The 21,860-nt window shown below is 71.8% G+C and carries 23 protein-coding genes; 15 read left to right on the top strand and 8 right to left on the bottom strand.

Translation table 11 applies throughout. The features are described 5' to 3' along the window. Positions 1–10 precede the first annotated feature (10 nt). Positions 11–1,867, top strand: coding sequence for a glutamine--fructose-6-phosphate transaminase (isomerizing) (gene glmS, locus N553_RS0101270; RefSeq protein WP_028045027.1), 1,857 nt, complete (start codon positions 11–13; stop codon positions 1,865–1,867). Positions 1,868–1,874: 7 nt separating this feature from the next. Continuing rightward, on the top strand, positions 1,875–2,228 hold the full coding sequence (locus N553_RS0101265) for a holo-ACP synthase (protein ID WP_028045026.1): 354 nt from the start codon (positions 1,875–1,877) through the stop codon (positions 2,226–2,228). Between the two features lie 5 nt (positions 2,229–2,233). Here the strand turns inward: N553_RS0101265 and N553_RS0101260 are convergent, their stop codons facing one another. Continuing rightward, positions 2,234–3,220, bottom strand: a complete 987-nt coding sequence (locus N553_RS0101260) for an LLM class F420-dependent oxidoreductase (RefSeq protein ID WP_028045025.1) — start codon at positions 3,218–3,220, stop codon at positions 2,234–2,236. 55 nt (positions 3,221–3,275) lie between these two features. Here N553_RS0101260 and N553_RS0101255 point away from each other — a divergent pair, with 55 nt between their 5' ends. The 7 genes from N553_RS0101255 to N553_RS0101225 are packed head-to-tail and all read left to right on the top strand — an operon-like array spanning position 3,276 to position 9,018. Then, entirely contained in the window at positions 3,276–4,727 is a 1,452-nt protein-coding gene (locus N553_RS0101255; protein ID WP_028045024.1) for a bifunctional ADP-dependent NAD(P)H-hydrate dehydratase/NAD(P)H-hydrate epimerase, read from the top strand. Further along, on the top strand, positions 4,724–5,332 hold the full coding sequence (locus N553_RS0101250) for a nucleoside/nucleotide kinase family protein (protein ID WP_028045023.1): 609 nt from the start codon (positions 4,724–4,726) through the stop codon (positions 5,330–5,332). The genes N553_RS0101255 and N553_RS0101250 overlap by 4 nt, the downstream gene beginning before the upstream one ends. Positions 5,333–5,354: 22 nt before the next feature. After that, positions 5,355–6,518, top strand: coding sequence for an alanine racemase (gene alr / locus N553_RS0101245; protein ID WP_051639738.1), 1,164 nt, complete (start codon positions 5,355–5,357; stop codon positions 6,516–6,518). Next, entirely contained in the window at positions 6,515–7,045 is a 531-nt protein-coding gene (gene tsaE, locus N553_RS20545) for a tRNA (adenosine(37)-N6)-threonylcarbamoyltransferase complex ATPase subunit type 1 TsaE (protein WP_034620451.1), read from the top strand. Before alr ends, tsaE begins: the two co-directional genes overlap by 4 nt. A gap of 4 nt (positions 7,046–7,049) precedes the next feature. Further along, the gene (gene tsaB / locus N553_RS0101235) at positions 7,050–7,760 is read left to right on the top strand and encodes a tRNA (adenosine(37)-N6)-threonylcarbamoyltransferase complex dimerization subunit type 1 TsaB (RefSeq protein WP_028045021.1); all 711 of its coding nucleotides are present in this window, start codon (positions 7,050–7,052) and stop codon (positions 7,758–7,760) included. After that, positions 7,757–8,215 (top strand): ribosomal protein S18-alanine N-acetyltransferase, encoded by a 459-nt coding sequence (gene rimI, locus N553_RS0101230; RefSeq protein WP_028045020.1) that lies wholly within the window; start codon positions 7,757–7,759, stop codon positions 8,213–8,215. The genes tsaB and rimI overlap by 4 nt, the downstream gene beginning before the upstream one ends. Next, the gene (locus N553_RS0101225; RefSeq protein WP_028045019.1) at positions 8,212–9,018 is read left to right on the top strand and encodes a sulfurtransferase; all 807 of its coding nucleotides are present in this window, start codon (positions 8,212–8,214) and stop codon (positions 9,016–9,018) included. Before rimI ends, N553_RS0101225 begins: the two co-directional genes overlap by 4 nt. Positions 9,019–9,066: 48 nt before the next feature. Here the strand turns inward: N553_RS0101225 and N553_RS0101220 are convergent, their stop codons facing one another. After that, entirely contained in the window at positions 9,067–9,708 is a 642-nt protein-coding gene (locus tag N553_RS0101220; protein WP_028045018.1) for a malonic semialdehyde reductase, read from the bottom strand. A gap of 85 nt (positions 9,709–9,793) precedes the next feature. Here N553_RS0101220 and tsaD point away from each other — a divergent pair, with 85 nt between their 5' ends. Together tsaD and N553_RS24010 are read left to right on the top strand one after the other, a co-directional pair. Continuing rightward, positions 9,794–10,834: a tRNA (adenosine(37)-N6)-threonylcarbamoyltransferase complex transferase subunit TsaD gene (gene tsaD, locus N553_RS0101215; RefSeq protein WP_028045017.1), complete on the top strand. Its 1,041-nt coding sequence runs from the start codon at positions 9,794–9,796 to the stop codon at positions 10,832–10,834. A 129-nt stretch (positions 10,835–10,963) separates the two neighbouring features. Beyond that, positions 10,964–13,522 (top strand): PKD domain-containing protein, encoded by a 2,559-nt coding sequence (locus N553_RS24010; RefSeq protein WP_051639737.1) that lies wholly within the window; start codon positions 10,964–10,966, stop codon positions 13,520–13,522. Positions 13,523–13,531: 9 nt separating this feature from the next. On the opposite strand, the gene N553_RS24005 is transcribed toward N553_RS24010, so the two are convergent. From N553_RS24005 to N553_RS0101190, 4 genes are read right to left on the bottom strand one after another with little or no spacing between them, the layout of a single operon-like run. Beyond that, on the bottom strand, positions 13,532–14,041 hold the full coding sequence (locus tag N553_RS24005) for a hypothetical protein (RefSeq protein WP_028045016.1): 510 nt from the start codon (positions 14,039–14,041) through the stop codon (positions 13,532–13,534). After that, a complete protein-coding gene (locus N553_RS0101200) occupies positions 14,041–14,382 on the bottom strand; it encodes a PadR family transcriptional regulator (RefSeq protein WP_028045015.1) in 342 nt (113 codons plus the stop codon). The genes N553_RS24005 and N553_RS0101200 overlap by 1 nt, the downstream gene beginning before the upstream one ends. Before the next feature lie 39 nt (positions 14,383–14,421). Further along, positions 14,422–15,570, bottom strand: a complete 1,149-nt coding sequence (locus N553_RS0101195) for a glutamate--cysteine ligase (protein WP_028045014.1) — start codon at positions 15,568–15,570, stop codon at positions 14,422–14,424. After that, positions 15,570–16,760, bottom strand: a complete 1,191-nt coding sequence (locus N553_RS0101190; protein WP_028045013.1) for an SAM-dependent methyltransferase — start codon at positions 16,758–16,760, stop codon at positions 15,570–15,572. Before N553_RS0101190 ends, N553_RS0101195 begins: the two co-directional genes overlap by 1 nt. Positions 16,761–16,975: 215 nt before the next feature. Here N553_RS0101190 and groES point away from each other — a divergent pair, with 215 nt between their 5' ends. After that, the gene (gene groES / locus N553_RS0101185; RefSeq protein ID WP_028045012.1) at positions 16,976–17,272 is read left to right on the top strand and encodes a co-chaperone GroES; all 297 of its coding nucleotides are present in this window, start codon (positions 16,976–16,978) and stop codon (positions 17,270–17,272) included. Positions 17,273–17,353: 81 nt separating this feature from the next. On the opposite strand, the gene N553_RS0101180 is transcribed toward groES, so the two are convergent. Next, the gene (locus N553_RS0101180) at positions 17,354–17,650 is read right to left on the bottom strand and encodes a WhiB family transcriptional regulator (RefSeq protein WP_028045011.1); all 297 of its coding nucleotides are present in this window, start codon (positions 17,648–17,650) and stop codon (positions 17,354–17,356) included. A gap of 251 nt (positions 17,651–17,901) precedes the next feature. On the opposite strand from N553_RS0101180, the gene N553_RS24000 reads away from it, so the two are divergent. From N553_RS24000 to guaB, 3 genes are all read left to right on the top strand, one after another. Further along, the gene (locus tag N553_RS24000; protein WP_051639736.1) at positions 17,902–18,831 is read left to right on the top strand and encodes a MerR family transcriptional regulator; all 930 of its coding nucleotides are present in this window, start codon (positions 17,902–17,904) and stop codon (positions 18,829–18,831) included. 215 nt (positions 18,832–19,046) lie between these two features. After that, on the top strand, positions 19,047–19,775 hold the full coding sequence (locus N553_RS0101170; RefSeq protein WP_028045010.1) for a response regulator transcription factor: 729 nt from the start codon (positions 19,047–19,049) through the stop codon (positions 19,773–19,775). A gap of 27 nt (positions 19,776–19,802) precedes the next feature. Continuing rightward, positions 19,803–21,314: an IMP dehydrogenase gene (guaB, locus tag N553_RS0101165; RefSeq protein ID WP_028045009.1), complete on the top strand. Its 1,512-nt coding sequence runs from the start codon at positions 19,803–19,805 to the stop codon at positions 21,312–21,314. Between the two features lie 51 nt (positions 21,315–21,365). On the opposite strand, the gene N553_RS0101160 is transcribed toward guaB, so the two are convergent. Continuing rightward, complete coding sequence (locus N553_RS0101160; RefSeq protein WP_028045008.1) at positions 21,366–21,839, bottom strand: DUF2000 domain-containing protein; 474 nt, start codon at positions 21,837–21,839, stop codon at positions 21,366–21,368. Between the last annotated feature and the right edge of the window lie 21 nt (positions 21,840–21,860).

The raw sequence follows: 21,860 nt of genomic DNA, 5'->3' as shown, positions 1-21,860 counted from the left end.
ACTCCCGGCCATGTGCGGAATCGTTGGGTACGTCGGAAGCCAGGTAGCCAGCGATCGTCCGTTGGACGTCGTGCTGGAGGGCCTGAGGCGGTTGGAGTACCGCGGCTACGACTCCGCTGGTGTGGCGCTCGTGAGCCCGGACGGCCGGCTCGCGACGGCCAAGAAGGCCGGCAAGCTGGCCAACCTCGTCGAGGAGCTGGACCTGAACCCCCTCCCGACGTCGACCGCGGCGATCGGGCACACCCGCTGGGCGACGCACGGCGGCCCCACCGACGTGAACGCCCACCCGCACGTCGCCGGAAAGCTCGCGGTGATCCACAACGGCATCGTCGAGAACTTCGCGGCCCTCAAGGCGGAGCTCGTCGGGCAGGGGATCGTGTTCCGGTCGGAGACCGACACGGAGGTGGCGGCCCAGCTCATCGCCCGCGCGTACGCCACGACCGGTGACCTCACCGTCGCGATGACCGAGGTCGCTCGCACCCTGCACGGCACGTTCACGCTGCTCGCTGTCCACGAGGACGCGCCGGACGTCGTCGTCGGTGCTCGTCACGACTCGCCGCTCGTGGTCGGTCTGGGCGACGGCGAGAACTTCCTCGGCTCCGACGTCGCGGCCTTCATCTCGCACACGCGCGAGGCGCTCGAGCTCGGCCAGGACCAGGTGGTCACGATCACGCCCGGGAGCGTCTCGGTCACCGGCTTCGACGGGCTGCCTGCCGACGCTCGCCGGTACACCGTCGACTGGGACGCCGCCGCCGCCGAGAAGGGCGGCTACCGCTCGTTCATGGACAAGGAGATCCACGACCAGCCCCAGGCAGTCGCGGACACCCTGCTGGGCCGGACCGACGCGCGCGGCCGCCTCGTTCTCGACGAGGTGCGCATCGACGAGTCCGTGCTGCGTGCCATCGACAAGATCGTCGTCATCGCGTGCGGCACCTCCGCCTACGCCGGCCACGTCGCCAAGTACGCGATCGAGCACTGGTGCCGGATCCCCGTCGAGGTCGAGCTGTCGCACGAGTTTCGCTACCGCGACCCCGTGGTCAACGAGCGCACGCTCGTCGTGGCGGTGTCACAGTCCGGCGAGACCATGGACACGCTCATGGCCGCCCGCCACGCGCGTGAGCAGGGCGCCAAGGTGCTCGCGATCGTGAACGCGCACGGGTCGACCATCCCGCGCGAGTCCGACGCCGTGCTCTACACGCACGCCGGACCGGAGATCGCCGTCGCGTCGACCAAGGCGTTCCTCGCGCAGATCACCGCGACGTACCTGCTGGGTCTGTACCTCGCGCAGCTGCGCGGCAACAAGTACGCCGACGAGGTCGCCGAGATCCTCACCGAGCTGCGCGCCATGCCCGACAAGATCCAGCAGGTCCTGGACCGCGCCGACCGCGTGCGCGAGACCGCGCGGTCGATGGTGGACACGACGTCGGTGCTCTTCCTCGGCCGGCACGTCGGCTTCCCCGTGGCGATGGAGGGTGCGCTCAAGCTCAAGGAGCTCGCGTACATCCACGCCGAGGGGTTCGCCGCCGGCGAGCTCAAGCACGGGCCTATCGCGCTGATCGAGGAGGGGCAGCCCGTGTTCGTCGTGGTCCCCTCGCCACGCGGACGCGACTCCCTGCACTCGAAGGTGGTCTCGAACATCCAGGAGATCCGTGCCCGTGGCGCCCGCACCCTCGTGATCGCCGAGGACGGCGACGAGGCGGTGCGGCCCTACGCGGACGAGGTCTTCTACGTGCCGCAGGCCCCCACGCTGCTCGCCCCGCTCCTCGCCGTCGTGCCGCTGCAGGTCTTCGCGTGCGAGCTCGCCACGGCCAAGGGCCTGGACGTGGACCAGCCGCGCAACCTGGCGAAGTCGGTCACGGTCGAGTGACCCCCGCATGATCGTGGGGATCGGCATCGACGTCGTCGACGTCGCCCGGTTCGTGGCGACGCTGCACCGCGTCCCCGGCCTGCGCGCGCGCCTCTTCACGCCTGAGGAGCGCGAGATGCCCGAGACGTCGCTGGCTGCGCGGTTCGCCGCCAAGGAGGCGATCGCCAAGGCGCTCGGCGCGCCCCCGGGTATGAGCTGGCAGGACGCGACCGTGCGCCGCATCGCCGGCGCGCAGCCTGTGGTGGAGGTGGTCGGGACGGTCGCCGCTGCCGCGGCCGCGGCCGGGGTCGACAGGTTCCACCTGTCGATCTCGCACGACGCGGGCATCGCCTCCGCGGTGGTCGTCGCCGAGCGCGACTGACCGCCTCAGCGCAGCGCCGGGATCACCTGCGACTCGAACAGCTCGATGCCGGAGCGGTCGTAGGCGGCCTCGAGGAAGTACGTGATCGCGTACCCGAGCCCGAGGTCGCGCAGGGCCTGCAGCTTCTCGACGATCTGCTCCGGTGTGCCCACCAGCGGGCCCTTGCGCAGGTCCTCGGCCTGGTCCGCGGCACGGGTCGGGACCGTGTTCGATAGGTGCTCCTCCGCCCAGGCGATGCGGTCGTCCACGTCCGCCTCCGTCTCGCCGATGACCACGTTGTAGTTGGCCGAGCGTGTGATCTCGTCGAACGGCCGGCCGATGGCGTCGCAGTGCCCGCGCAGGACGTCGGACTTGTGCGCGAAGCCTTCAGGCGTTCCGTCGAAGTTCGTGTACTGCGCGTGCTCGGCGGCGATGCGCAGGGTCTTCTGCTCGCCGCCACCGGCGATCCACAGCGGCGGGCCGTCGACCTGCAGGGGGAGCGGAGCCAGCTGGGCGCCGTCGACCTGGTAATAGCGACCGTCCAGGGTCGCCGTGCCGTTGGTCCACAGCTGCTTGAAGATCTGCACGCCCTCGTCGAGCATGCCGATCCGCTCCCCGGCCCTCGGGAAGCCGTAGCCGTACGCGCGCCACTCGTGCTCGTACCAGCCGGCGCCGATGCCCATCTCGACGCGCCCACCGGAGATCACGTCGGCGGTGGCGGCGACCTTGGCCAGGTAGGCGGGATTCCGGTAGGCCATGCACGTGCACATCTGGCCCAGGCGGACGCGGCTGGTCGACGCGGCGAACGCGTTCATCAGGCTCCACGCCTCGTGCACGGCCTCACCGTTCGGCTCGGGGACCGAGTGGAAGTGGTCGTACACCCAGATCGACTCATACGCGTCGCCCTCGTCGGCATGCTGGGCGAGGCCGTTCATCACCTGCCAGTGGTCGCGGGGCTCGATGCCCGTGAGGTCCTGCCGCCAGCCCTGGGGGATGAAGAGTCCGAAGCGCATGACCGCACGCTACCCGCGGCTCGCACCGTCCGCGCGGAACGGACAGGATGGGCACGTGCTGGAGTCGTGGACGTCGTCGCAGGTCCGAGCCGCCGAGGCGCCGTTGCTGGCCGCCGGGCAGCCGCTCATGGAGCGGGCCGCGTTCGCGCTGCACGTGCACGTCTGCACCGCACTCCGCGAGCTGCGCGGCAGGGTCGGGGGTGCGCGGGTCCTGGTCCTCGCTGGTTCCGGCAACAACGGCGGTGACGCGCTGTACGCCGGGGCGCTGCTCGCGCGGCGTGGGGTCGAGGTCCGGGCCGTGCTGATGAGCGAGCGCGTGCACGAGGGTGGGCTCGTGGCGTTGCTGCGGGCAGGTGGGCGGGTGCTCGACCGACCCGCCGCCGCCGACCTCGTGCTGGACGGGCTCGTCGGGATCGGTGGGGACGGCGGCGGGTTGCGTGGTCGGGCTGCCGAGGTCGTCCACGAGGTGGTGGGCGACCCGTTCGTCGTCGCGGTGGACGTCCCCTCGGGCATCGGCGTCGATGACGGCACCACGACGGGAACCGTGCTCGGTGCTGACCTCACCGTGACGTTCGGCGGCGCGAAGCCGGGCCTCCTGCTGCCGCCAGCCGCACGCAGGGCGGGTCGGGTCGTGGTGGTCGACATCGGGCTCCCGCTGGACGAGTCCCCGGCAGTCGCCCGGCTCGAGGCGAGCGACGTGGGCGGCCTGTGGCCGGTACCGACGGCCGACGCGCACAAGTACACCCGTGGGGTCGTGGGTGTCGTCGCGGGGTCCCGGGCGTACCCCGGGGCCGCGATCCTCGCGACGACCGCCGCCCTGCGAGCGGGCGTCGGCATGGTCCGCTACCTGGGCGATGTCGGCGAGCGTGTCGTTGCGGCCAACCCTGAGGTCGTCGTCGGCAACGGCCGAGTCCAGGCCTGGGTGTTCGGGCCGGGTGTGCAGACGGACGACGCGAGCCAGCGACGCCGGATCCAGTACGCGCTCGAGCACGTGCTGACCGGCGGCGAGCCGGCGGTGATCGACGCGGGTGCGCTCGAGCTGCTGCCGGAGCGCGTCGGCCCGCACGCCGTGCTGACACCGCACGCCGGAGAGCTGGCCGCGCTGCTGGTCGCCCGCGGCCAGGACGTCGACCGCGCTGGCATCGAGGCCGAGCCGCTGCGCTGGGCGCGGCAGGCCCATCGGCTCACGGGCGCGACGGTGCTGCTCAAGGGGCCGGTGACGCTCGTGGTCGGTGCGCACGGCGCCACGTACGCACAGGCGGACGCACCGCCGTGGCTGGCGACGGCCGGTGCGGGGGACGTGCTCGCGGGTCTGCTCGGCGCGCTGCTCGCTGCCCGGGTCGAGGCGATCCACGAGGACGCGACGGTCGTCGCGGCGCTCGCGGCGACGGCCGCGCTGGTGCACGGTCGGGCTGCCGATCGCGCCAACCCCGGCGGCCCGGTGTCCGCGGCCGCGGTCGCCGAGGCCCTGCCCGGAACGGTCGCCGAGCTGGTCGGCCGCGCGTGAACGAGGAGCTCCGGGCACGGCTCGACGCCCTCCTGGCCTCCGGCCAGCGCCGCATCGTGGGGATCGTCGGTGCCCCGGGTGCCGGGAAGTCGACGCTCGCCGCGCAGGTGGTTGATGCGGTCGGGACGCGGGCCGTCGTCGTCCCCATGGACGGCTTCCACCTGGCACAGACCGAGCTGGAACGGATCGGCCGGGCCGATCGCAAGGGTGCACCGGACACGTTCGACGCCGCCGGGTACGTGGCCCTGCTGCGGCGCCTGCGCACAGAGCCCGGCACGGTGTACGCGCCGGAGTACCGGCGAGACCTGCGCAACCCGGTTGCCGGGGCCATCGCGGTTCCCTCGGACGTGCCTCTCGTGGTCACCGAGGGGAACTACCTGCTTCTCGACGGCGACGGCTTCGCCCCGGTGGCAGGGCTGCTCGACGAGTCGTGGTTCGTCGCGCTGCCCGACGACATCCGGCTGGCGCGGCTCGTGGCTCGTCATGAGGCGTTCGGCAAGTCACCCGAGGCAGCGCGCGCGTGGTCCCACGGTCCGGACGAGGCGAACGCCCGGCTCGTCGCCGCGACGGCTCACCGGGCCGACGTGGTCGTCCGTGAGCCGTGAGCGCAGTGCGAGACTGGGCGCCGTGAGCCACTTCCCCGCGCGCGCGGTCGTCGACCTTGCCGCGATCCGTGGCAACGTGTCCGCGCTAGCCGCCCACGCTCCTGCTGCGCAGGTCATGGCGGTGGTCAAGGCCGACGCGTACGGCCACGGCCTGCTCCCGTCCGCGAAGGCAGCGGTCGCCGGCGGAGCGACCTGGCTGGGGGCCGCGCAGGTGGGTGAGGCGCTCGAGCTGCGTCGCCTCGGGGTTGCCGGACCGCGCATCTTGACGTGGCTCTACGCACCCGGAGCGCCGCTGCAGGACGCGATCGAGGCGGACATCGACCTGACCGTGTCGGCGCGGTGGGCCCTCGACGAGGTCGCCGACGCGGCTCGCGCGGTTGGCCAGACGGCTCGGGTCCAGCTCAAGGTGGACACGGGACTGAGCCGCAACGGCCTCACGCCGGCCGACCTGACTGCACTTCTGCCGCTCGCCAGGCGGCTCGAGGCCGAGGGCGTCATCGACGTCGTCGGGCTCTGGTCGCACCTCGCTGCGGCCGACGAGCCGACGCATCCGAGCATGAAGCGTCAGGGGGAGGTGTTCGCGGAGGCCTTGCAGGTCGTCGAGGCAGCGGGGGTCCGGCTCGAGGTGCGCCACCTGGCCAGCTCCGCAGCGACGCTGACGAGCCCCGGCACCCACTTCGACCTCGTGCGTCCAGGGATCGCTGTCTACGGTCTGTCCCCTGTCCCGCAGCTCGGCGGACCTGAGGACTTCGGGCTCGTGCCCGCCATGACGGTCGAGGCCGAGCTCGCGAACGTCAAGCGCGTGGAGAAGGGTTCCGGCGTCTCGTACTCCCACCTGTACGTGACCGAGCGCGACACCGTGCTCGGCCTCGTGCCGCTCGGGTACGGAGACGGGGTGCCGCGGCACGCTTCCGGGACCCAGAACCATCCGGGGGCCCCTGTGCGGGTCGGGACCAGGACGGTCGGGGTCGCCGGGCGGGTGTGCATGGACCAGGTCATCCTCGACCTCGGTCACGACGCCACCGAGCAGGCGGGCGACCGGGTCGAGCTGTTCGGGACGGGCGCGGACGGTGGTCCGACGGCTGAGGACTGGGCACGGGCGGCCGGGACGATCTCCTACGAGATCGTCACGCGCCTCGGTGCGCGCGTGCCGCGCGTGTACGTCGACAGCGAGGAGGGTTCATGACCGAGGTACGGCTTGCGGACGCCGAGGCGACGCGGGCATTCGGGCGGTCGCTCGCGGCTGTGCTGCGGGCGGGCGACCTGGTGGTGCTCACGGGCGACCTGGGCGCCGGCAAGACGACCCTGACCCAGGGCATCGGCGCAGGTCTCGTGGTCCGTGGGCAGGTTGCCTCCCCGACCTTCGTCATCGCTCGCGAGCACCCACCGCTGACACGAGCCGACGGCACACGCGGACCTGCGCTGGTTCACGTGGACGCCTACCGGCTCGGCTCGCTCGACGAGGTCGACGCGCTCGACCTGGACGCCAGCCTCGACGAGGCCGTCACCGTGGTCGAGTGGGGTGAGGGCTGGGTCGAGGGCCTGACGGACGACCGCCTGGAGATCACGCTGCAGCGCCCGCGGGGCGGGACGCTGGAGAACCTCGACGACGCAGCGACGGGCGAGCGCATCGTGACGCTCAACCCGGTGGGTGCGCGGTGGGCCGACGTGACGTTCCCCGGCTCGGACGGCCGCGGAACAGTGGCAGGCTGAGAACGTGCCCGTCCTCGCTCTCGACACCTCCTCCGCGGTCGCGGTCAGCCTGACCGACGACGAGGGTGCCCTCCTTGCCGCACGTTCCGACGAGCAGCAACGGCACCACGCCGAGCTGCTCACACCGATGATCGCCGCCGTTCTCGCGGACGCGGGGGTCGACCGCCGCGAGCTCACCTCGGTGGTGGTCGGTACCGGTCCTGCCCCGTTCACCGGCCTGCGCGTCGGCCTCGTGACTGCGCGGACCCTCGCGCTCGCGCTCGGCATACCGGCGCGCGGCGTGCCGAGCCTCGACGCGATCGCCTCTGCCGCATCACGCCAGCTTCCCGCGGGGACCGATGTGCTGGTCGCGACGGACGCGCGCCGCCGCGAGGTGTACTGGGCGCTGTACCGGCTGACCGGCCCGGGCGGGATCCAGGTTCTCGTGCCACCGTCCGTCGGCGCTGCGGCGGCCGTCCCGGCGAACGGAGCACTCGTGCTCGGGCGCGGTGCCGAGCTCTACCAGGACGTCTTCGTCCTCGACGGGCCGGTCGTCGCACCCGTCGGCACGGTGCTGATGACGCCCGACCTCCTGGACGGGCTGCGCGACCCCGACCCCGCCGAGCTCGCCCGGCTGTCCCTGCAGCGGTCCGCCGAGGTGCTCGACACCGAACCCCTCTACCTGCGCCGCCCCGACGCCGTGCCGCAGCCGGCCCGCAAGCGTGCGCTCGGATGACGGTGCTCGTCCGGCCGCTCACCACCGCCGACCTACCGACCCTGGTGCGCCTGGAGGGTGAGCTGTTCGGTGCGGCCGCCTGGTCGCCGCAGGGTCTCGCCGACGAGCTGGTCGGGCCCGGGCGCTGGTACGTCGGCGTCGAGCAGGACGGTGACCTCGTGGGCTACGCGGGGCTGTGGTTCGACGGGTTCGACGCGCAGGTGATGACCGTGGGGACCGACGAGCGGTTCCAGGGCCGGGGGCTCGCCCGGCTCATGCTCGACAACCTGGTGGCCCGGGCGCGTGAGGTCGGCGCCGCTGTGGTCCTGCTCGAGGTCCGGGTGGACAACGAGCCTGCGATCCACCTGTACGAGAGCGCCGGGTTCGAGCGGCTGGGCAAACGTCGTGCGTACTACCAGCCGGGCAACATCGACGCCTGGACCATGCGGCTGGACCTGCGCGGGGAACGCGCGTGAGCCGGTACGACGTGCTCGTCAGCGCGGAGGCGTTGCAGGCCGAGCTCGCCGGTCCCCGCAGGCCGGTCCTGCTCGACGTCCGCTGGGCGCTCGGGCAGACGGACGGTCACGCGCGCTACCTCGCCGGGCACCTGCCCGACGCCGTCTACGTCGACCTGGAGACCGAGCTCGCGGACCCACCGACCGGGCGCGACGGACGCCATCCGCTCCCGTCGGACCTGCAGGCCTCGGCTCGTCGGTGGGGCATCACGCGCGGGCGTCCCGTCGTCGCCTACGACGCCGTCGGCGGCATGTCCGCGGCGCGCGCCTGGTGGCTGCTGCGCTGGGCCGGCGTCCGCGACGTCCGGCTGCTCGACGGTGGTCTCGGGGCGTGGACGGGTCCGCTCGAGGCGGGCGAGGTCACCCCGTCGCCGAGCGACATCGTCCTGTCGGTGGGCGAGATGAAGACGATCGACGCGGACGCAGCGGCCCGCTGGAGCGGTTCGCTGCTCGATGCACGCGCCGCGGAGCGGTTCCGCGGTGAGGTCGAGCCGGTGGACCCGAGGGCCGGACACATCCCCGGCGCGTTGTCGTTCCCGACGGCGTGGCTGCTGGAGGCGGACGGGACGTTCCTGAGCGCCGAGTCGTTGCGCGCACGGTTCGCCGCGCTCCCGGGGCCGGTCGCGGTCTACTGCGGGTCCGGCGTCACGGCCGCGCACGAGGTCGCCGCGCTCGCGACGATCGGCATCGACGCTGCTCTCTACCCCGGCTCGTGGTCGCAGTGGTCGAACGACCCCAGCCGACCGGTCGCGACCGGGGAGTGACGAAGGCCGCGACCAGGGGGAGGTCGCGGCCTTCGTCAGTACACGGGGTCAGACGGTCTTCGAGACCTGGCGGTAGTGCAGGCGCTCGGCGCGCGGGCGCGGTGTCCCGGTGCCCTCGACGTTGCCGACGTTGATGACGAACAGGGACTTCCAGCCGCTGTCCGCGAAGAACTCGGCGTCGACGCCGGGGAAGTCGAGACCGGCCATCGGGCCGGCGCCCAGACCGGCAGCACGCAGACCGACGATCAGGTAGCCGGCCTGGATCAGGGCGCTCGTGCGGCCCATCTGCTCGCGGGTCTCGGGCTGGCCCTCGAGGACGTCCTTGTACGCGGCGGCGTGCGGTGCCAGCGTCGGGAGGTGCTCATGGAAGCCGGTGTCGGCGGCGAGGACCAGCGTGACGGGCGCGGCGAGCACGCGCTCGCGGTTGCCCTCGTTCATCAGGGCGGCGAGACGCTGACGAGCCTCCGGCGTGCGCACGACGAGCAGGCGCAGCGGCAGCGTGTTCATCGCGGTCGGACCCCACTTGACGAGGTCGTAGACCGCGGCGAGCTGCTCGTCGGTGACCTCGCCAGGGACGAACTGGGCAACCGTGCGTGCCTCCCGGAACAGGAGGTCGGCGACGTCGTCGGCAACTGCCAGCGCGGGCGTCGGGAAGTCGAGGCCGTCCAGGACTGTCGTGTCAGTGGTCATGTCGGTTGAACGGTCAACTACAAATGGTTGTTCCGAGCAGCGAGGTGAGGCCGGTCACGTTCCCGAGCGCCGATAAACTGCGCACATGGCTGAACCCCTCGTGCTCGGGATCGAGACGTCCTGCGACGAGACCGGCGTCGCCCTCGTCCGCGGCTTCGACCTGCTCGTCGACGCAGTGGCCAGCTCGGTCGACGAGCACGCGCGGTTCGGGGGGATCATCCCGGAGATCGCCTCGCGGGCGCACCTCGAGGCCATGGTCCCGACGATCGAGCGGGCGCTGGCTACCGCAGACGTGTCGCTCGGTGCCGTCGACGCCATCGCCGTCACGGCTGGACCGGGGCTCGTCGGCCCGCTGACCGTGGGTGCAGCCGCGGCCAAGGCGCTCGCGCTGGCCCTGGACAAGCCGCTGTACGGGGTCAACCACGTCATCGGGCACGCGGTCGTGGACGAGCTCGTGGACGGCGCCTTCCCGACGCGCGTCATGGCGCTCGTGGTCTCGGGCGGGCACTCGTCGCTGCTGCTGCTGGACGACACCGTGACGGTCACGGAGCTCGGGTCCACGCTGGACGACGCCGCAGGGGAGGCGTTCGACAAGGTCGGCCGGCTGCTGGGCCTGCCGTACCCCGGGGGACCACACATCGACAGGCTGGCACGGGAGGGGGACCCCGGCGCGATCCGCTTCCCGCGCGGGCTCACCGCCCCGAAGGACCAGGCCGAGCACGCTGCCGACTTCTCGTTCTCGGGTCTGAAGACGGCCGTCGCCCGCTGGGTCGAGGCCCGTCAGGACGCGGGCGAGGAGATCCCGCTCAACGACGTCGCTGCGTCGTTCGCGGAGGCCGTGGCCGACGTGCTGACCGCCAAGACGATCGCGGCCGCCCGCAAGCACGGGGTCGACACCCTGGTGATCGGTGGCGGGTTCTCGGCGAACTCGCAGCTGCGCGACATGGCGGCCAAGCGCTGCGCCGAGGCCGGCATCACGCTGCGCATCCCGCCCATCCGCTACTGCACGGACAACGGCGCGATGATTGCCGCCCTCGGGTCGGCCGTCGTCAGACGCGGCCTTCCGCCGTCGCCCTTGGACCTGCCGGTCGACTCGTCGATGCCACTCACGCAGGTCCTCGTCTAGCGCTCGCGGCGGGACCGCCACGCGCGGCGGCGTGGCCAGAGGGTGATGTCCTGTTTGTCCTGCTTGTGATGGCTTGACACCTTTTGATGCCCGGGTGGACGGTGGGCCCGAAGCTGTGAGGAGCCCTCCATGTCGTTGCACCTGCGCGCCCTGCTCCACCGTCGGGGGGTCGGCGTCGCGTCGGCGGCGGCGCTCGTCCTGACCGCGCTGGCCGCGGCACCGGCCGCCGCGGAGCCGCCTCCCGCGCCGTTCACGTTCGTCGTCGTCCCGGATACCCAGAGCTACACCAAGTCGGTGGCCAACCACCCGATCATGGGCGAGCAGATGCAGTGGATCGCCGACCAGCGGGCCGCGCTGGGCACGGAGTTCGTCTCCAGCCTCGGTGACATCGTCGAGTTCGAGGACAACCTGACCAACTGGGAGCGGGCCTCGCAGTACTGGGGGATCCTCGACGCCGCCGGGGTGCCGAGCAGCGTCGTGCCGGGCAACCACGACATGAACATGGCGAACGGCGAGGTGATCCGCTTCGGTCAGTACTTCCCGGTCAGCAGGTACGCCGGGGCCGCGTGGACACCGTCGACCACGACGTACGGCGGCTTCCTGGGGCAGAACCAGTTCGGGCCCGACGCGATCGACCGGCAGAACGCCGACAGCTACTCGCTGTTCACCGCCGGTGGCATGGACTTCCTGGTGCTGAGCCTCGAGTTCAACCCGCCCGATGCGGCCGTCGCCTGGGCCAAGCGGGTGCTCGCGGCCTACCCCGACCGGCGCGTGATCCTGGCCACCCACAGCTTCCTCGACCTGTCGGGGCAGCGCTCGGCCCAGGTGATCCGCGCCGACGGCGGCAACAGCGGGGTCGAGCTGTGGGACAACCTCGTCTCGACGAGCTGCTCGATCTTCATGGTGGTCAGCGGCCACTTCCACAACGGTGACGCGGGGGAGGCGAGGCGCACGGACACGAACGCGTGCGGCAAGCCGGTCCTGCAGATCGTGAGCGACTACCAGGAACGGGCGAACGGCGGCAACGGCTGGCTCAGGTACTACACGTTCTACCCGGCGACCAACGAGATCAAGGCGTTCACGTACTCGCCCCACCTGGGTGCGTTCGAGACCGACGCCGACAGCCAGTTCACCATGCCGTACGCGATGACGACCGACCCCGGCCCGGGACCGACCGCGCTGGCCGGCGACGCCTTCTCCCGGACGTCCACCTCAGGCTGGGGGAGCTCGGACATCGGCGGCCCGTGGACCCACGCCGGCTCCGCCTCCCGGTACACGGTCAACGGTGCGACCGGGCAGCAGGCGGCGCCGGCGGGGTCGACGCTGGCGTCGACGCTCGGCACCCTCGCGTCGACGGCGACGGACGTCCACACGACCGTGGCGCTCGACCGCGTTCCCAACGCGACCGCGTACCTGACCGTCGCCGGCCGGACCGTCGGCACGCAGGACTATGCGGCCCGGCTCAAGGTGCTCCCCACCGGTGTGGTGCAGCTGCAGGCATCCCGATCGGGCGCGTCGGTGGCCTACGCGACCCTGCCCGGGGTCGTCCTGTCGGCCGGCACGCGGTTGCATGTGCGCGTGCAGGTCGAGGGAGCGTCGCCGACCACACTGCGAGCGCGCGCATGGCTCGACGGTGCGTCGGAGCCGGCGACCTGGCAGGCGGTCGCCACCGACTCGACCACGGGCATGCAGGTGCCGGGCGGCGTCCGTCTCACCACCTACGCGAGCAGCACGACGACGGGTGGGTCGCTGCTGGCGACCTATGACGATCTGCTCGTCACGCAGATCGGAACGACGCCGCCACCGGTCAACCAGCCGCCCCAGCCGTCGTTCACCGCCACCGCCACCGGGCTGTCCGTCGCGGTCGACTCGGGGGCCTCCACCGACCCGGACGGCACGATCGCGTCCCGCTCCTGGACGTTCGGCGACGGAGGCTCGGCGACGACGGCCACGGCGAACCACACCTACGCGGTGGCGGGCACCTACCCGGTGGTGCTGACGGTGACCGACGACGACGGCGCGACGGCGAGCACCACGCAGCAGGTCGTCGTGACCGCGCCGCCGCAGACCTCGACGCTCGCCTCCGACGCCTTCAACCGGTCCGTCACCGGCGGGTGGGGCTCGGCGGATGTCGGAGGTGCGTGGACGCTCACCGGTGCCTCGCGCTTCTCGGTCAGCGGCGGTGCCGGCCGGGTCCAGGCGGCCTCCGGCTCGACGCTGACCGCCACCCTTGCGGGCGTCTCGTCCTCGGCGACCGACCTGACGGCGACGGTCTCGTACGCGGCGCAGCCGGACACGGCGACGTACCTGTCGTTCGTCGGACGCCTGGTCGGGGCGGCCGACTACACGGCCCGGCTCAAGGTGCTCCCGACCGGCGTGACGCAGCTCAACCTGCTGACCGGCTCGACCGTGCTCGCGGCGAGCACGCTGCCCGCCGGCACGTTCGGTCCGGGCGTCGCGGCGCACGTGCGCCTCCAAGTGGAAGGGACGAGCCCGACGACGCTGCGGGTGCGCGTCTGGCGTGACGGGACCCCGGAGCCGACGAGCTGGGCGCACACGGTCACGAGCTCGGCCGTGGGCCTGCAGTCGCCCGGGGTGGTGCGGCTCACGACGTACCTCAGCTCAGGCGCGACGACGGGCCCGGCGGCGGTGACGTACGACGACGTCCAGGTGACGAGCCTCGGCTGACCGACGGGTCTACGCGGTCTGGAGCGATCGCGACGTCGGCCAGAGGCGCCAGGCGCGCGCGCCGACCAGGAACGGAACCAGGAACGCCAGCAGGAGGAAGACGACGAGCTGCCAGGTGAGCACGGTGGCGAAGGAGATCGAGCCGGCGGTCCATGTGTAGGTGGTTGTGGCGCCGAGGAAGGTCGCGGTCGACGTCCCGCCGCCGTTCTGCTCCAGGGTGCTGAGCGTCCCGAGACCGTACGCCGTCCACAGCGACGTGAGCACCGTGATCGTGACCACGGCAGACCAGCTGCCGGTGTTCCATCGCGGCACTCTGCGGTCGAGCTCGGCCAGGTAGCCGTCGGCGAGCACGCGGGGGTGCCCCAGGCCGGCGACGGCCTGCCGCATCCCCACCTCGGCCGCGGTGGCGTTGAGCTCGGTACGCAGCTCTCGCTTGAGCCGCACGTACTTGGGGAAGTCCTGCACGGCCCAGCTGAACCGGAGCAGGTAGGTCTCGCGCCGGAGCGTGTCGCGGAGCATCAGCTCTCCTTCGGGGTGCGGTCCAGCACGTGTTCGACGGTCGCCGCGAGCCGGCGCCAGGAGCGTGCGGTGGCCCACAGCTGGTCGGTTCCGGTCGTCGTCGGCAGGTAGTACTTGCGGGCGGGGCCCGCCGTGGACGCCACGAGCCTGGAGGAGATCTGCCCGTCGCGTTCCAGGCGGTTGAGCACGGGGTAGACCGTGCCGGCCGCGATGTCGTCCAAGCCGCCGTCGTGCAGCCGCGTCACCAGCTCGTAGCCGTACGACTCCCGCTCGCTAAGCAGCGCGAGGACGAGCATCGGCAGGACGCCCTTGAGCAGCTGCGGGTCGCGCGGCTCGTCCATGGCGTCACGCTATGCCAGGTACTAGGTATAAACAAGTAGTCAGAGCGGTCGGCCGGCGTTCATCTCCGCGACGAGTGAGCGGACCACGGCGTCGAGCTCGCCGGCGTGACGGCGGGCCACCGCGCGCTGACGCTGGTAGGACGCGCCGCGCCGCAGGATCACGCGCACCTGGTCGAGCTCCGCCGCGCAGCCCAGCCGCTCAGCCACGGGGGCCAGCTCCACCAACCAGCGACCGATCGCGTCGGTGACCAGCTCCTCGTCGCCGGCCGCGTTCGTGATGATGATCGCGTCCATGCCGTACCGCGCCGAACGCCACTTGTTCTCTTGCGCGAACCAGGGCGGCAGGCTCGGAAGCGCCTCACCACGGTCCAGCAGGGTCGAGAAGTGCTCGACGAAGCAGTGCGTCAGCGCCGAGATCGCGGCGACCTCGAGCAGGTTCGACGCCCCGTCCGCGATCCGCATCTCGAGAGTCCCGAACCGCGGCGACGGCCGCACGTCCCAGCGGACCTCGTCGAACTGGTCGATCACGCCGGTGTGCATCATGTCGCCGACGTACTGCTCCAGCTGTGACCACTCGTCGAACCCGAACGGCAGGCCGGCGGTGGGCAGCTGCTGGAACAGCAGCGCGCGGTTCGAGGCGTACCCGGTGTCCTTGCCGCCCCAGAACGGTGACGACGCCGAGAGCGACTGGATGTGCGCGAAGACGGTGAGCATCGCGCGCGAGAGCGGCAGCACCTTGGCGCGGTCCTCGATGCCCACGTGCACGTGCACGCCGTAGATGAGCATCTGCCGGCCCCACCACTGCGTGCGGTCGATCAGCGTCGCGTAGCGCTGCTTGTCGGTGACGCGCTGGTTGGACCACTGCGCGAACGGGTGCGTCCCGCTGCCCATCAGGTCGATCCGCAGGGTCTCGGCGGCCGCACCGACGATGTCCAGCGCACGCTGCAGATCAGCGGCCGCCTCGGCCACCGTCGTGCACTTGCCCGACCGCAGCTCGACCGTGTTGAGCAGCAGCTCCTGCGTGATCAGTGGGTGGTCTCCGCCGCCGGCAGGCCGCACCGCCGCGAGGATGGCCTCGGCCGCCTGCCGCAGGTCGCCGGAGTCCGCGTCGACCAGTGCGACCTCCCACTCGATCCCGATGCTGGACCGCTCCGAGTGCGCGAACGGCAGCGGAACGGGCGCCGCCATCACGCGGCCTCGACGACGAGCACCTGCTGGCTGCCCGCGACCCGCGTCAGGATGATCGTCGCGAACGCGCTGCCCTGCAGGTCGAGCTGGCGGCGTAGCTGCTCGGGAACGACGGCCGTGCCTCGCTTCTTGATCGTCAGGCGGCCCACGTCACGCTCCCGGAGGTAGGTCTTGAGGCGCTTCAACCCGAACGGCATCGTGTCGAGCACCCGGTAGGCCGTCGCGGTGGGCACGGGCGTGAGCACGTCGGAGGTCACGTAGGCGATGGTCGGGTCGACCAGCCGTCCACGCACCTGGTCGGCCAGCTCACCGACCAGACCCGCGCGGATGACGGCGCCGTCCGGCTCGTACAGGTAGGCCCCGACCGCTCCGGACGCCGGCCGGTAGATGCCGTCCGGGTTGCTGGCCAGGATCGTGTGCGCCTGCCCGTCGCGGAGCACGAGCGCGGACCGTCCGGAGCCCTCGGGCGCGAGCGGCCCGAACCACAGCCCTAGCTCGACCACGTCACCGTCCACGGACACCCACTGCGCGTGCGCGTCCAGGGGCAGGGCCGAATGGGGGATTCCGGGGCCGAGCTTGAGCCCGAGGGCCGGAACCCGCTCGCGGAGCTCGAGGACCCTGTCGAGCGCCGGCTCGTAGGCGGACGGGTCGAACACCCGGCTCCCCGACGACGTCCGCCGGGCCGGGTCCGCGTACACCCCGTCGATGCCCTCTCCCTCGAGGTCCAGTGCCAGCCCGTCTCCGTGCCTGACCTCGGCGTCGGGGAAGTGCCGAAGGTTCACGGTCGCGATCGCCGCGGTCGCCTCGTCGACGTCCGTGGCGAGCACCCGCAGCCCGATCCCGGCGAACGCCATCGCGTCTGCGCCGATCCCGCACGTCAGGTCGGCGACGCGCGTGCTGCCTGCGTCACGGAAACGACGTGCGTGGTGGGCCGCGACGTTCAGGCGCGTGGCCTGCTCGAGGCCGGGACCCGTGAAGAGCATGCCGCCGGCGAAGTCGCCGAACTTGGCGACCGCCTTGGCTCGCAGCCGCGACTGGGTCAGCGCCGCCGCCACGAGCACCGGGTCGAGACCCTCCTCGCGCAGGCGTTCCGAGAGGGCCATCGTGCGGGTCTCGTCGTAGGGCGGCAGAGCGGAGAGCAGTGCCCAGCCGGTCGGGCTGAGGAGCTGGGAGAGGCCCTCGGAATCCATGCGGCGATCCTCGCATGTTTGCCCTGTGACCATCGGTGTTCGCTCTCGGCCGTTGGCACTCGCCTTGACCGAGTGCTAACCCGTTCCTAGAGTGAGGAACTGGCACTCTCCCCGTGAGTGTGCCAAGTGCTCAAGGCCCCGGCACCCGCGACGACGGCGGCCCGAAAGCGCTCATCGGACTCACGAACTACTCACATGCGAAGGGGAGGTCCGCTGTGTCGGTCTCCATCAAGCCCCTCGAGGACCGGATCGTCGTCAAGACGCTCGAGGCAGAGACGACGACCGCTTCCGGTCTCGTCATCCCGGACAGCGCCAAGGAGAAGCCCCAGGAGGGCGAGGTCCTTGCGGTCGGCCCCGGCCGTATCGACGACAACGGCAACCGGGTCCCGCTCGACGTCGCCGTCGGCGACAAGGTGATCTACTCCAAGTACGGCGGCACCGAGGTCAAGTACCAGGGCGAGGAGCTCCTCATCCTCTCGGCCCGCGACATCCTCGCGGTCGTCGTCAAGTGATCTGACGATCGCGCAGAACGGCCCCTTCGGTCCTTGGACCGGAGGGGCCGTTCTCGTGTGTGCGAGGGGCGACCGGCGAGGTCATCCAGCCTGGCTGCGGCGGTTGCGCTGGGCGAGGACGGCGGTCCGCTCGTCCTCGGACAGCCCGCCCCACACGCCGTAAGGCTCGCGCACCGCGAGCGACTGCTCGCGGCACTCCTTGATGACGGGGCAGGTGGCGCAGATGGCCTTGGCGGCCTCAGCGCGTCGGCGTCGCGCGGAGCCGCGCTCGCCCTCGGGGTGGAAGAAGAGGTCCTGGTCGGCGTCTCGACAAGCGCCTTCGAACTGCCACTCCCACAGATCCATCACCGGTCCGGGAAGGCGAGAGATCTCGGCCATCAGTTCCTCCTGAGTCGCTCCGTCGTCAGCCGCGGATGGGCGACCGTGCCGGAAGTGCATGGTGTTCGGGTACCGCTGGGACGCTTTCGGACGACGTCTCTGGGAGGACGGTACAACCGCTTCAGAAGTTGTTCAAGACCGGTTCGAGATGTGATTCGTTGAAACGATATGCGCCAATACCCCAGGTCGCGTCGGTATGTCCAGGGTTTGCCCCGCACGAACTTCTGCTCTCGGACTGGCAGAATCGCGCCATGTCCACGCCGAGCGACGACGAGCCGCAGGTCGTCCACGCGCCAGCACTCGCTGTCGCGGCCGTGGCCCGTCGCCTCGGGGTCGCCCCCGCGACGCTGCGCACCTGGGACCGCCGCTACGGGCTCGGACCGTCCGAGCACTCCGCCGGGGCGCACCGTCGGTACTCCGCCGCCGACGTCGAGCGCCTGCTCGTCATGCGCCGCCTCACGCTGGACGGCGTCGCACCCGCGGAGTCGGCGAGGATCGCCCTCGCCACGGACGTCTCGGGAGCGCCCGCAGGTGGTGCTCCCGCGGTGCAGACCCCGACCGCCGCGGTGGACGCCGCCCTGGCCGGCGACATCGACGGCTGCGCGCGCGTCCTCGCCCTGTCGGCCGATGCGGACGTCCTCGCCTGGTGGACGGGGCTCGTGGAGCCGACGCTCGACGCGCTCGCGCGCCGGACCGTCGTCGACCCCCCGGGCGTCGACGCGACGGCCACCGTCCACGCCGCGACGCTTGCGGCGCTGCGCGACCGGATCGCACCGTTCGAGGGTGCCCGCCGGCCTGTGGTCCTCGTGCTCGTCGCGCCCAACGAGCCTCGGCCGCTCGTGGCCCACGCCGTGGCCGGGGCGCTCGCCTCGCACGGGGTCGACGCACGGATCGTCGGCGGGCCCGGCGGCGTCCGCCACGCCTTCGAGCTCGTCGCGATGACGCGGACCCGTGCTGTGGTCACCATCGGCCAGGGACCGGAGGTGAACCTCGAGGTGGTCGAGCGCATAGCCGACCTCCACGCCGAGCTGCCGCAGTTCGTGATGGTCTCGGACCGTGCGTCGGCTGCCGTGCCGGTCGGTCGGTCGGTGCACCGGGCGCGATCCTTCACCGGCCTCGTGCACGAGGTCCTGGCAGTGGCGAACGGTGCGGTCGAGACCTTCGCCGTGCCGGAGGTGTGAGACCGTTCGCGCTGGACCCGGTGATGTTCGTCCCTGATGGGGCCATTTCACCCGCCCGCCGATGCGTCGTTCGGGTGAGACATTCCGCACTTGCGACGCATCGCCGGACGATTGCCCGACCCGCACGCCCGTCGCCCGGCGCCAGAACTAACGTCACTCGTCCGGGCGACCGATAGACGAGGGGTGCCCCGTGCGGGGCCCGAGAGGGGATCAACATGGCAGGGGTCGTGGTGTGTCACGGCTCGGCGGTCGTGCGTGAACGGCTGGTAGTGACGTCGATCGGTGTGCCGGCTCTCGGTCCCGTTCGCGCCGCCTCCTCCGTCGACGAGCTGCTGAGCCTCGCGCGTCGGATGCCGCCGACGGTCGTCCTCCTGGATGCCCACCTGGGTGCGCCGGGCGCGATCGAAGCGATCCGCCGCCTCCGCGCCGTCGCACCGTCCGCCGCGATCGTGCTCCTCGCCCTGCCGGACGACACCGTTGCGCTCGACCGCGCGCTCGCCCTCGGCGCTCGCGGCTTCCTCGCCCCGGACGTGGGCCGGGCCGAGCTGTCCGCCGTCGCCGCGCACGTGCTCGCCAGCCCCGCGCTCCCGGTCGCGACCGGCGCACGCATGGCGTCGGTCGACGTCCCCAGCCAGGCGAGCATCGCGCAGCGCTCGGTCGTGGACGACAGCCGCGCCTCCACGGCCCCGATGCGGGACGACGCGAACGGGGTGCCCGTGGGTACCCCGACCTCGGGTGCGATCGCCGGTGTGCCGCTGACCAAGCGTGAGATCGAGGTGCTGGTCGGCATGAGCAACGGGCGCTCCAACGCGCAGATCGGTGCCGAGCTGTACCTCTCCGAGGACACCGTCAAGACTCATGCCCGGCGCCTGTTCCGCAAGCTCGGCGCCAACGACCGTGCCCAGGCCGTGGCCATCGGGCTGCGTCGGGGACTGATCCAGTAGGTCCTCCGACACGCGTATCCTGTGGCAATGACGGAGCCTTCGCCTGCCGACCCGTTCGCCCGGATCGGGCTGACCTACGACGACGTGCTCCTCCTTCCGGGGGAGACGGACGTCATCCCGAGCGAGGTGAACACCACCTCACGGCTCACGCGGGAGATCTCGGTACGCGTGCCGCTCCTGTCGGCCGCGATGGACACGGTCACCGAGTCCCGCATGGCCATCGCGATGGCGCGTCAGGGCGGGATCGGGATCCTGCACCGGAACCTGTCCATCGAGGACCAGGCGCACCAGGTGGACCTGGTCAAGCGATCTGAGTCCGGCATGATCACCGACCCGGTGACGGTCTCGCCCGAGGCGACGCTCGCCGAGCTCGACCGGCTGTGCGGCACCTACCGCGTCTCGGGCCTCCCGGTCGTGGGTGCGGACGGCCTGCTCCTGGGCATCATCACGAACCGCGACCTGCGCTTCGTCCCGCCCGGCGACTTCGAGACCTTGCGCGTGCGGGACGTCATGACCGCGATGCCGCTGATCACGGCCCCGGTCGGGATCGCGCGCGACGACGCTGCGGCCCTGCTGGCCAAGCACAAGATCGAGAAGCTTCCCCTGGTCGACGACGCAGGAATCCTGCGCGGACTGATCACGGTCAAGGACTTCGTGAAGTCCGAGCAGTACCCCGATGCCACGAAGGACGGGGAGGGTCGGCTCGTCGTCGGCGCCGCCGTCGGGTTCTTCGGGGACGCCTGGGACCGCGTGACGGCCCTGGTCGAGGCCGGCGTGGACGTGCTCGTCGTCGACACCGCCAACGGGCACGCGCGGCTGATGCTCGACATGGTCCGTCGCATCAAGGGTGACGCGGGCACGAGGCACGTCCAGGTCATCGGCGGCAACATCGCGACCCGTGAGGGTGCCCAGGCGCTCGTCGACGCGGGTGTCGACGCCGTCAAGGTCGGTGTCGGACCCGGGTCGATCTGCACCACGCGCGTGGTCGCCGGGGTCGGCGTACCGCAGATCACCGCGATCTACGAGGCGTCGCTCGCGGCCAAGCCCGCCGGCGTCCCGGTCATCGGCGACGGCGGGCTGCAGTACTCCGGCGACATCGCCAAGGCGCTCGTGGCCGGCGCCGACACCGTGATGCTCGGCGGGCTCCTCGCCGGTTGCGACGAGTCGCCCGGCGACCTCGTGTTCGTGAACGGCAAGCAGTTCAAGCGGTACCGCGGCATGGCCTCGCTCGGTGCGATGCAGTCGCGCGGCGACCGCCGCTCGTACTCCAAGGACCGCTACTTCCAGGGTGACCTCTCCGACGACGAGATCATCACCGAGGGCATCGAGGGTCAGGTCCCGTACCGCGGACCGCTCGCAGCGGTCGCGCACCAGCTGATCGGTGGCCTGCACCAGTCGATGTTCTACGTCGGTGCGCGCACGGTCCCCGAGCTCCAGAGTCGCGGCAGGTTCATCCGCATCACGCCGGCAGGGCTCAAGGAGTCCCACCCGCACGACGTGCAGATGGTGTCTGAGGCGCCCAACTACTCCGGCAGGTGACCGCGCGCTCCCCGCTGCGGGCGGGCCGCGCTCGTCAGCCGAGTGCGCCCGTCAGCTCAGCAGCGGGAGCTTGCGGACGAGACGGTCGACCTGGCTGCGTGGGCCGACGAGGCTGAGCGCGATGTAGGGCAGGTCCTCGGCGTCGGTGACGTGGTCGACGTACTCGTCGTAGACGCGGATGCTCTGGGCGATCTCGGGCATGTCCGCGACGTACATCTCGGCGTAGGACGCGGCCTTCGCCCGGATGTCGGTCAGCTGCGCAGCGTCGGCGGCGAGGACGGTGCAGCCGATCCACGGGATGCCCGGGTGATCGGTCCCCGACCGGTCGCGCACGCCCGGACCCAGCAGCCCGTCGACTCCCGCTGCGGTCGCGGCGGTGACGCACGCGACGGCGTTCGCCGCGCGGCCGGCGGGCAAGGAGGCGTCGACGACGACGACCCACTTGAGCCGGGCGGCGCGCGTGTGCGCGCCGGTCTCGATCTCGTCGGGAGCAAACCCGATGCGCTGTGTCACATCGACCGTCATCACGTCTCCTGCTTCTCGTTC

Origin of the sequence: Cellulomonas sp. URHE0023 (assembly GCF_000688475.1) — a bacterium.
Taxonomy (GTDB): domain Bacteria; phylum Actinomycetota; class Actinomycetes; order Actinomycetales; family Cellulomonadaceae; genus Cellulomonas.
Note: the sequence above shows the minus strand (reverse complement) of the source record. Positions and strands in the feature narration are given on the sequence as shown.

What these genes read in the sequence shown, in the direction of transcription:
- glmS (WP_028045027.1), top strand. Translation starts at nt 11, where the DNA reads ATGTGCGGAATCGTTGGGTACGTCGGAAGCCAGGTAGCCAGCGATCGT.
- guaB (WP_028045009.1), top strand. Translation starts at nt 19,803, where the DNA reads ATGACGGAGCCTTCGCCTGCCGACCCGTTCGCCCGGATCGGGCTGACC.
- N553_RS0101190 (WP_028045013.1), bottom strand. Translation starts at nt 16,760, where the DNA reads ATGGATTCCGAGGGCCTCTCCCAGCTCCTCAGCCCGACCGGCTGGGCA.
- N553_RS0101160 (WP_028045008.1), bottom strand. Translation starts at nt 21,839, where the DNA reads ATGACGGTCGATGTGACACAGCGCATCGGGTTTGCTCCCGACGAGATC.
- N553_RS0101265 (WP_028045026.1), top strand. Translation starts at nt 1,875, where the DNA reads ATGATCGTGGGGATCGGCATCGACGTCGTCGACGTCGCCCGGTTCGTG.
- rimI (WP_028045020.1), top strand. Translation starts at nt 7,757, where the DNA reads ATGACGGTGCTCGTCCGGCCGCTCACCACCGCCGACCTACCGACCCTG.
- N553_RS24000 (WP_051639736.1), top strand. Translation starts at nt 17,902, where the DNA reads ATGTCCACGCCGAGCGACGACGAGCCGCAGGTCGTCCACGCGCCAGCA.
- N553_RS0101260 (WP_028045025.1), bottom strand. Translation starts at nt 3,220, where the DNA reads ATGCGCTTCGGACTCTTCATCCCCCAGGGCTGGCGGCAGGACCTCACG.
- tsaD (WP_028045017.1), top strand. Translation starts at nt 9,794, where the DNA reads ATGGCTGAACCCCTCGTGCTCGGGATCGAGACGTCCTGCGACGAGACC.
- N553_RS0101195 (WP_028045014.1), bottom strand. Translation starts at nt 15,570, where the DNA reads ATGGCGGCGCCCGTTCCGCTGCCGTTCGCGCACTCGGAGCGGTCCAGC.
- N553_RS0101170 (WP_028045010.1), top strand. Translation starts at nt 19,047, where the DNA reads ATGGCAGGGGTCGTGGTGTGTCACGGCTCGGCGGTCGTGCGTGAACGG.
- tsaE (WP_034620451.1), top strand. Translation starts at nt 6,515, where the DNA reads ATGACCGAGGTACGGCTTGCGGACGCCGAGGCGACGCGGGCATTCGGG.
- N553_RS0101200 (WP_028045015.1), bottom strand. Translation starts at nt 14,382, where the DNA reads ATGGACGAGCCGCGCGACCCGCAGCTGCTCAAGGGCGTCCTGCCGATG.
- N553_RS0101220 (WP_028045018.1), bottom strand. Translation starts at nt 9,708, where the DNA reads ATGACCACTGACACGACAGTCCTGGACGGCCTCGACTTCCCGACGCCC.
- N553_RS24005 (WP_028045016.1), bottom strand. Translation starts at nt 14,041, where the DNA reads ATGCTCCGCGACACGCTCCGGCGCGAGACCTACCTGCTCCGGTTCAGC.
- N553_RS24010 (WP_051639737.1), top strand. Translation starts at nt 10,964, where the DNA reads ATGTCGTTGCACCTGCGCGCCCTGCTCCACCGTCGGGGGGTCGGCGTC.
- N553_RS0101180 (WP_028045011.1), bottom strand. Translation starts at nt 17,650, where the DNA reads ATGGCCGAGATCTCTCGCCTTCCCGGACCGGTGATGGATCTGTGGGAG.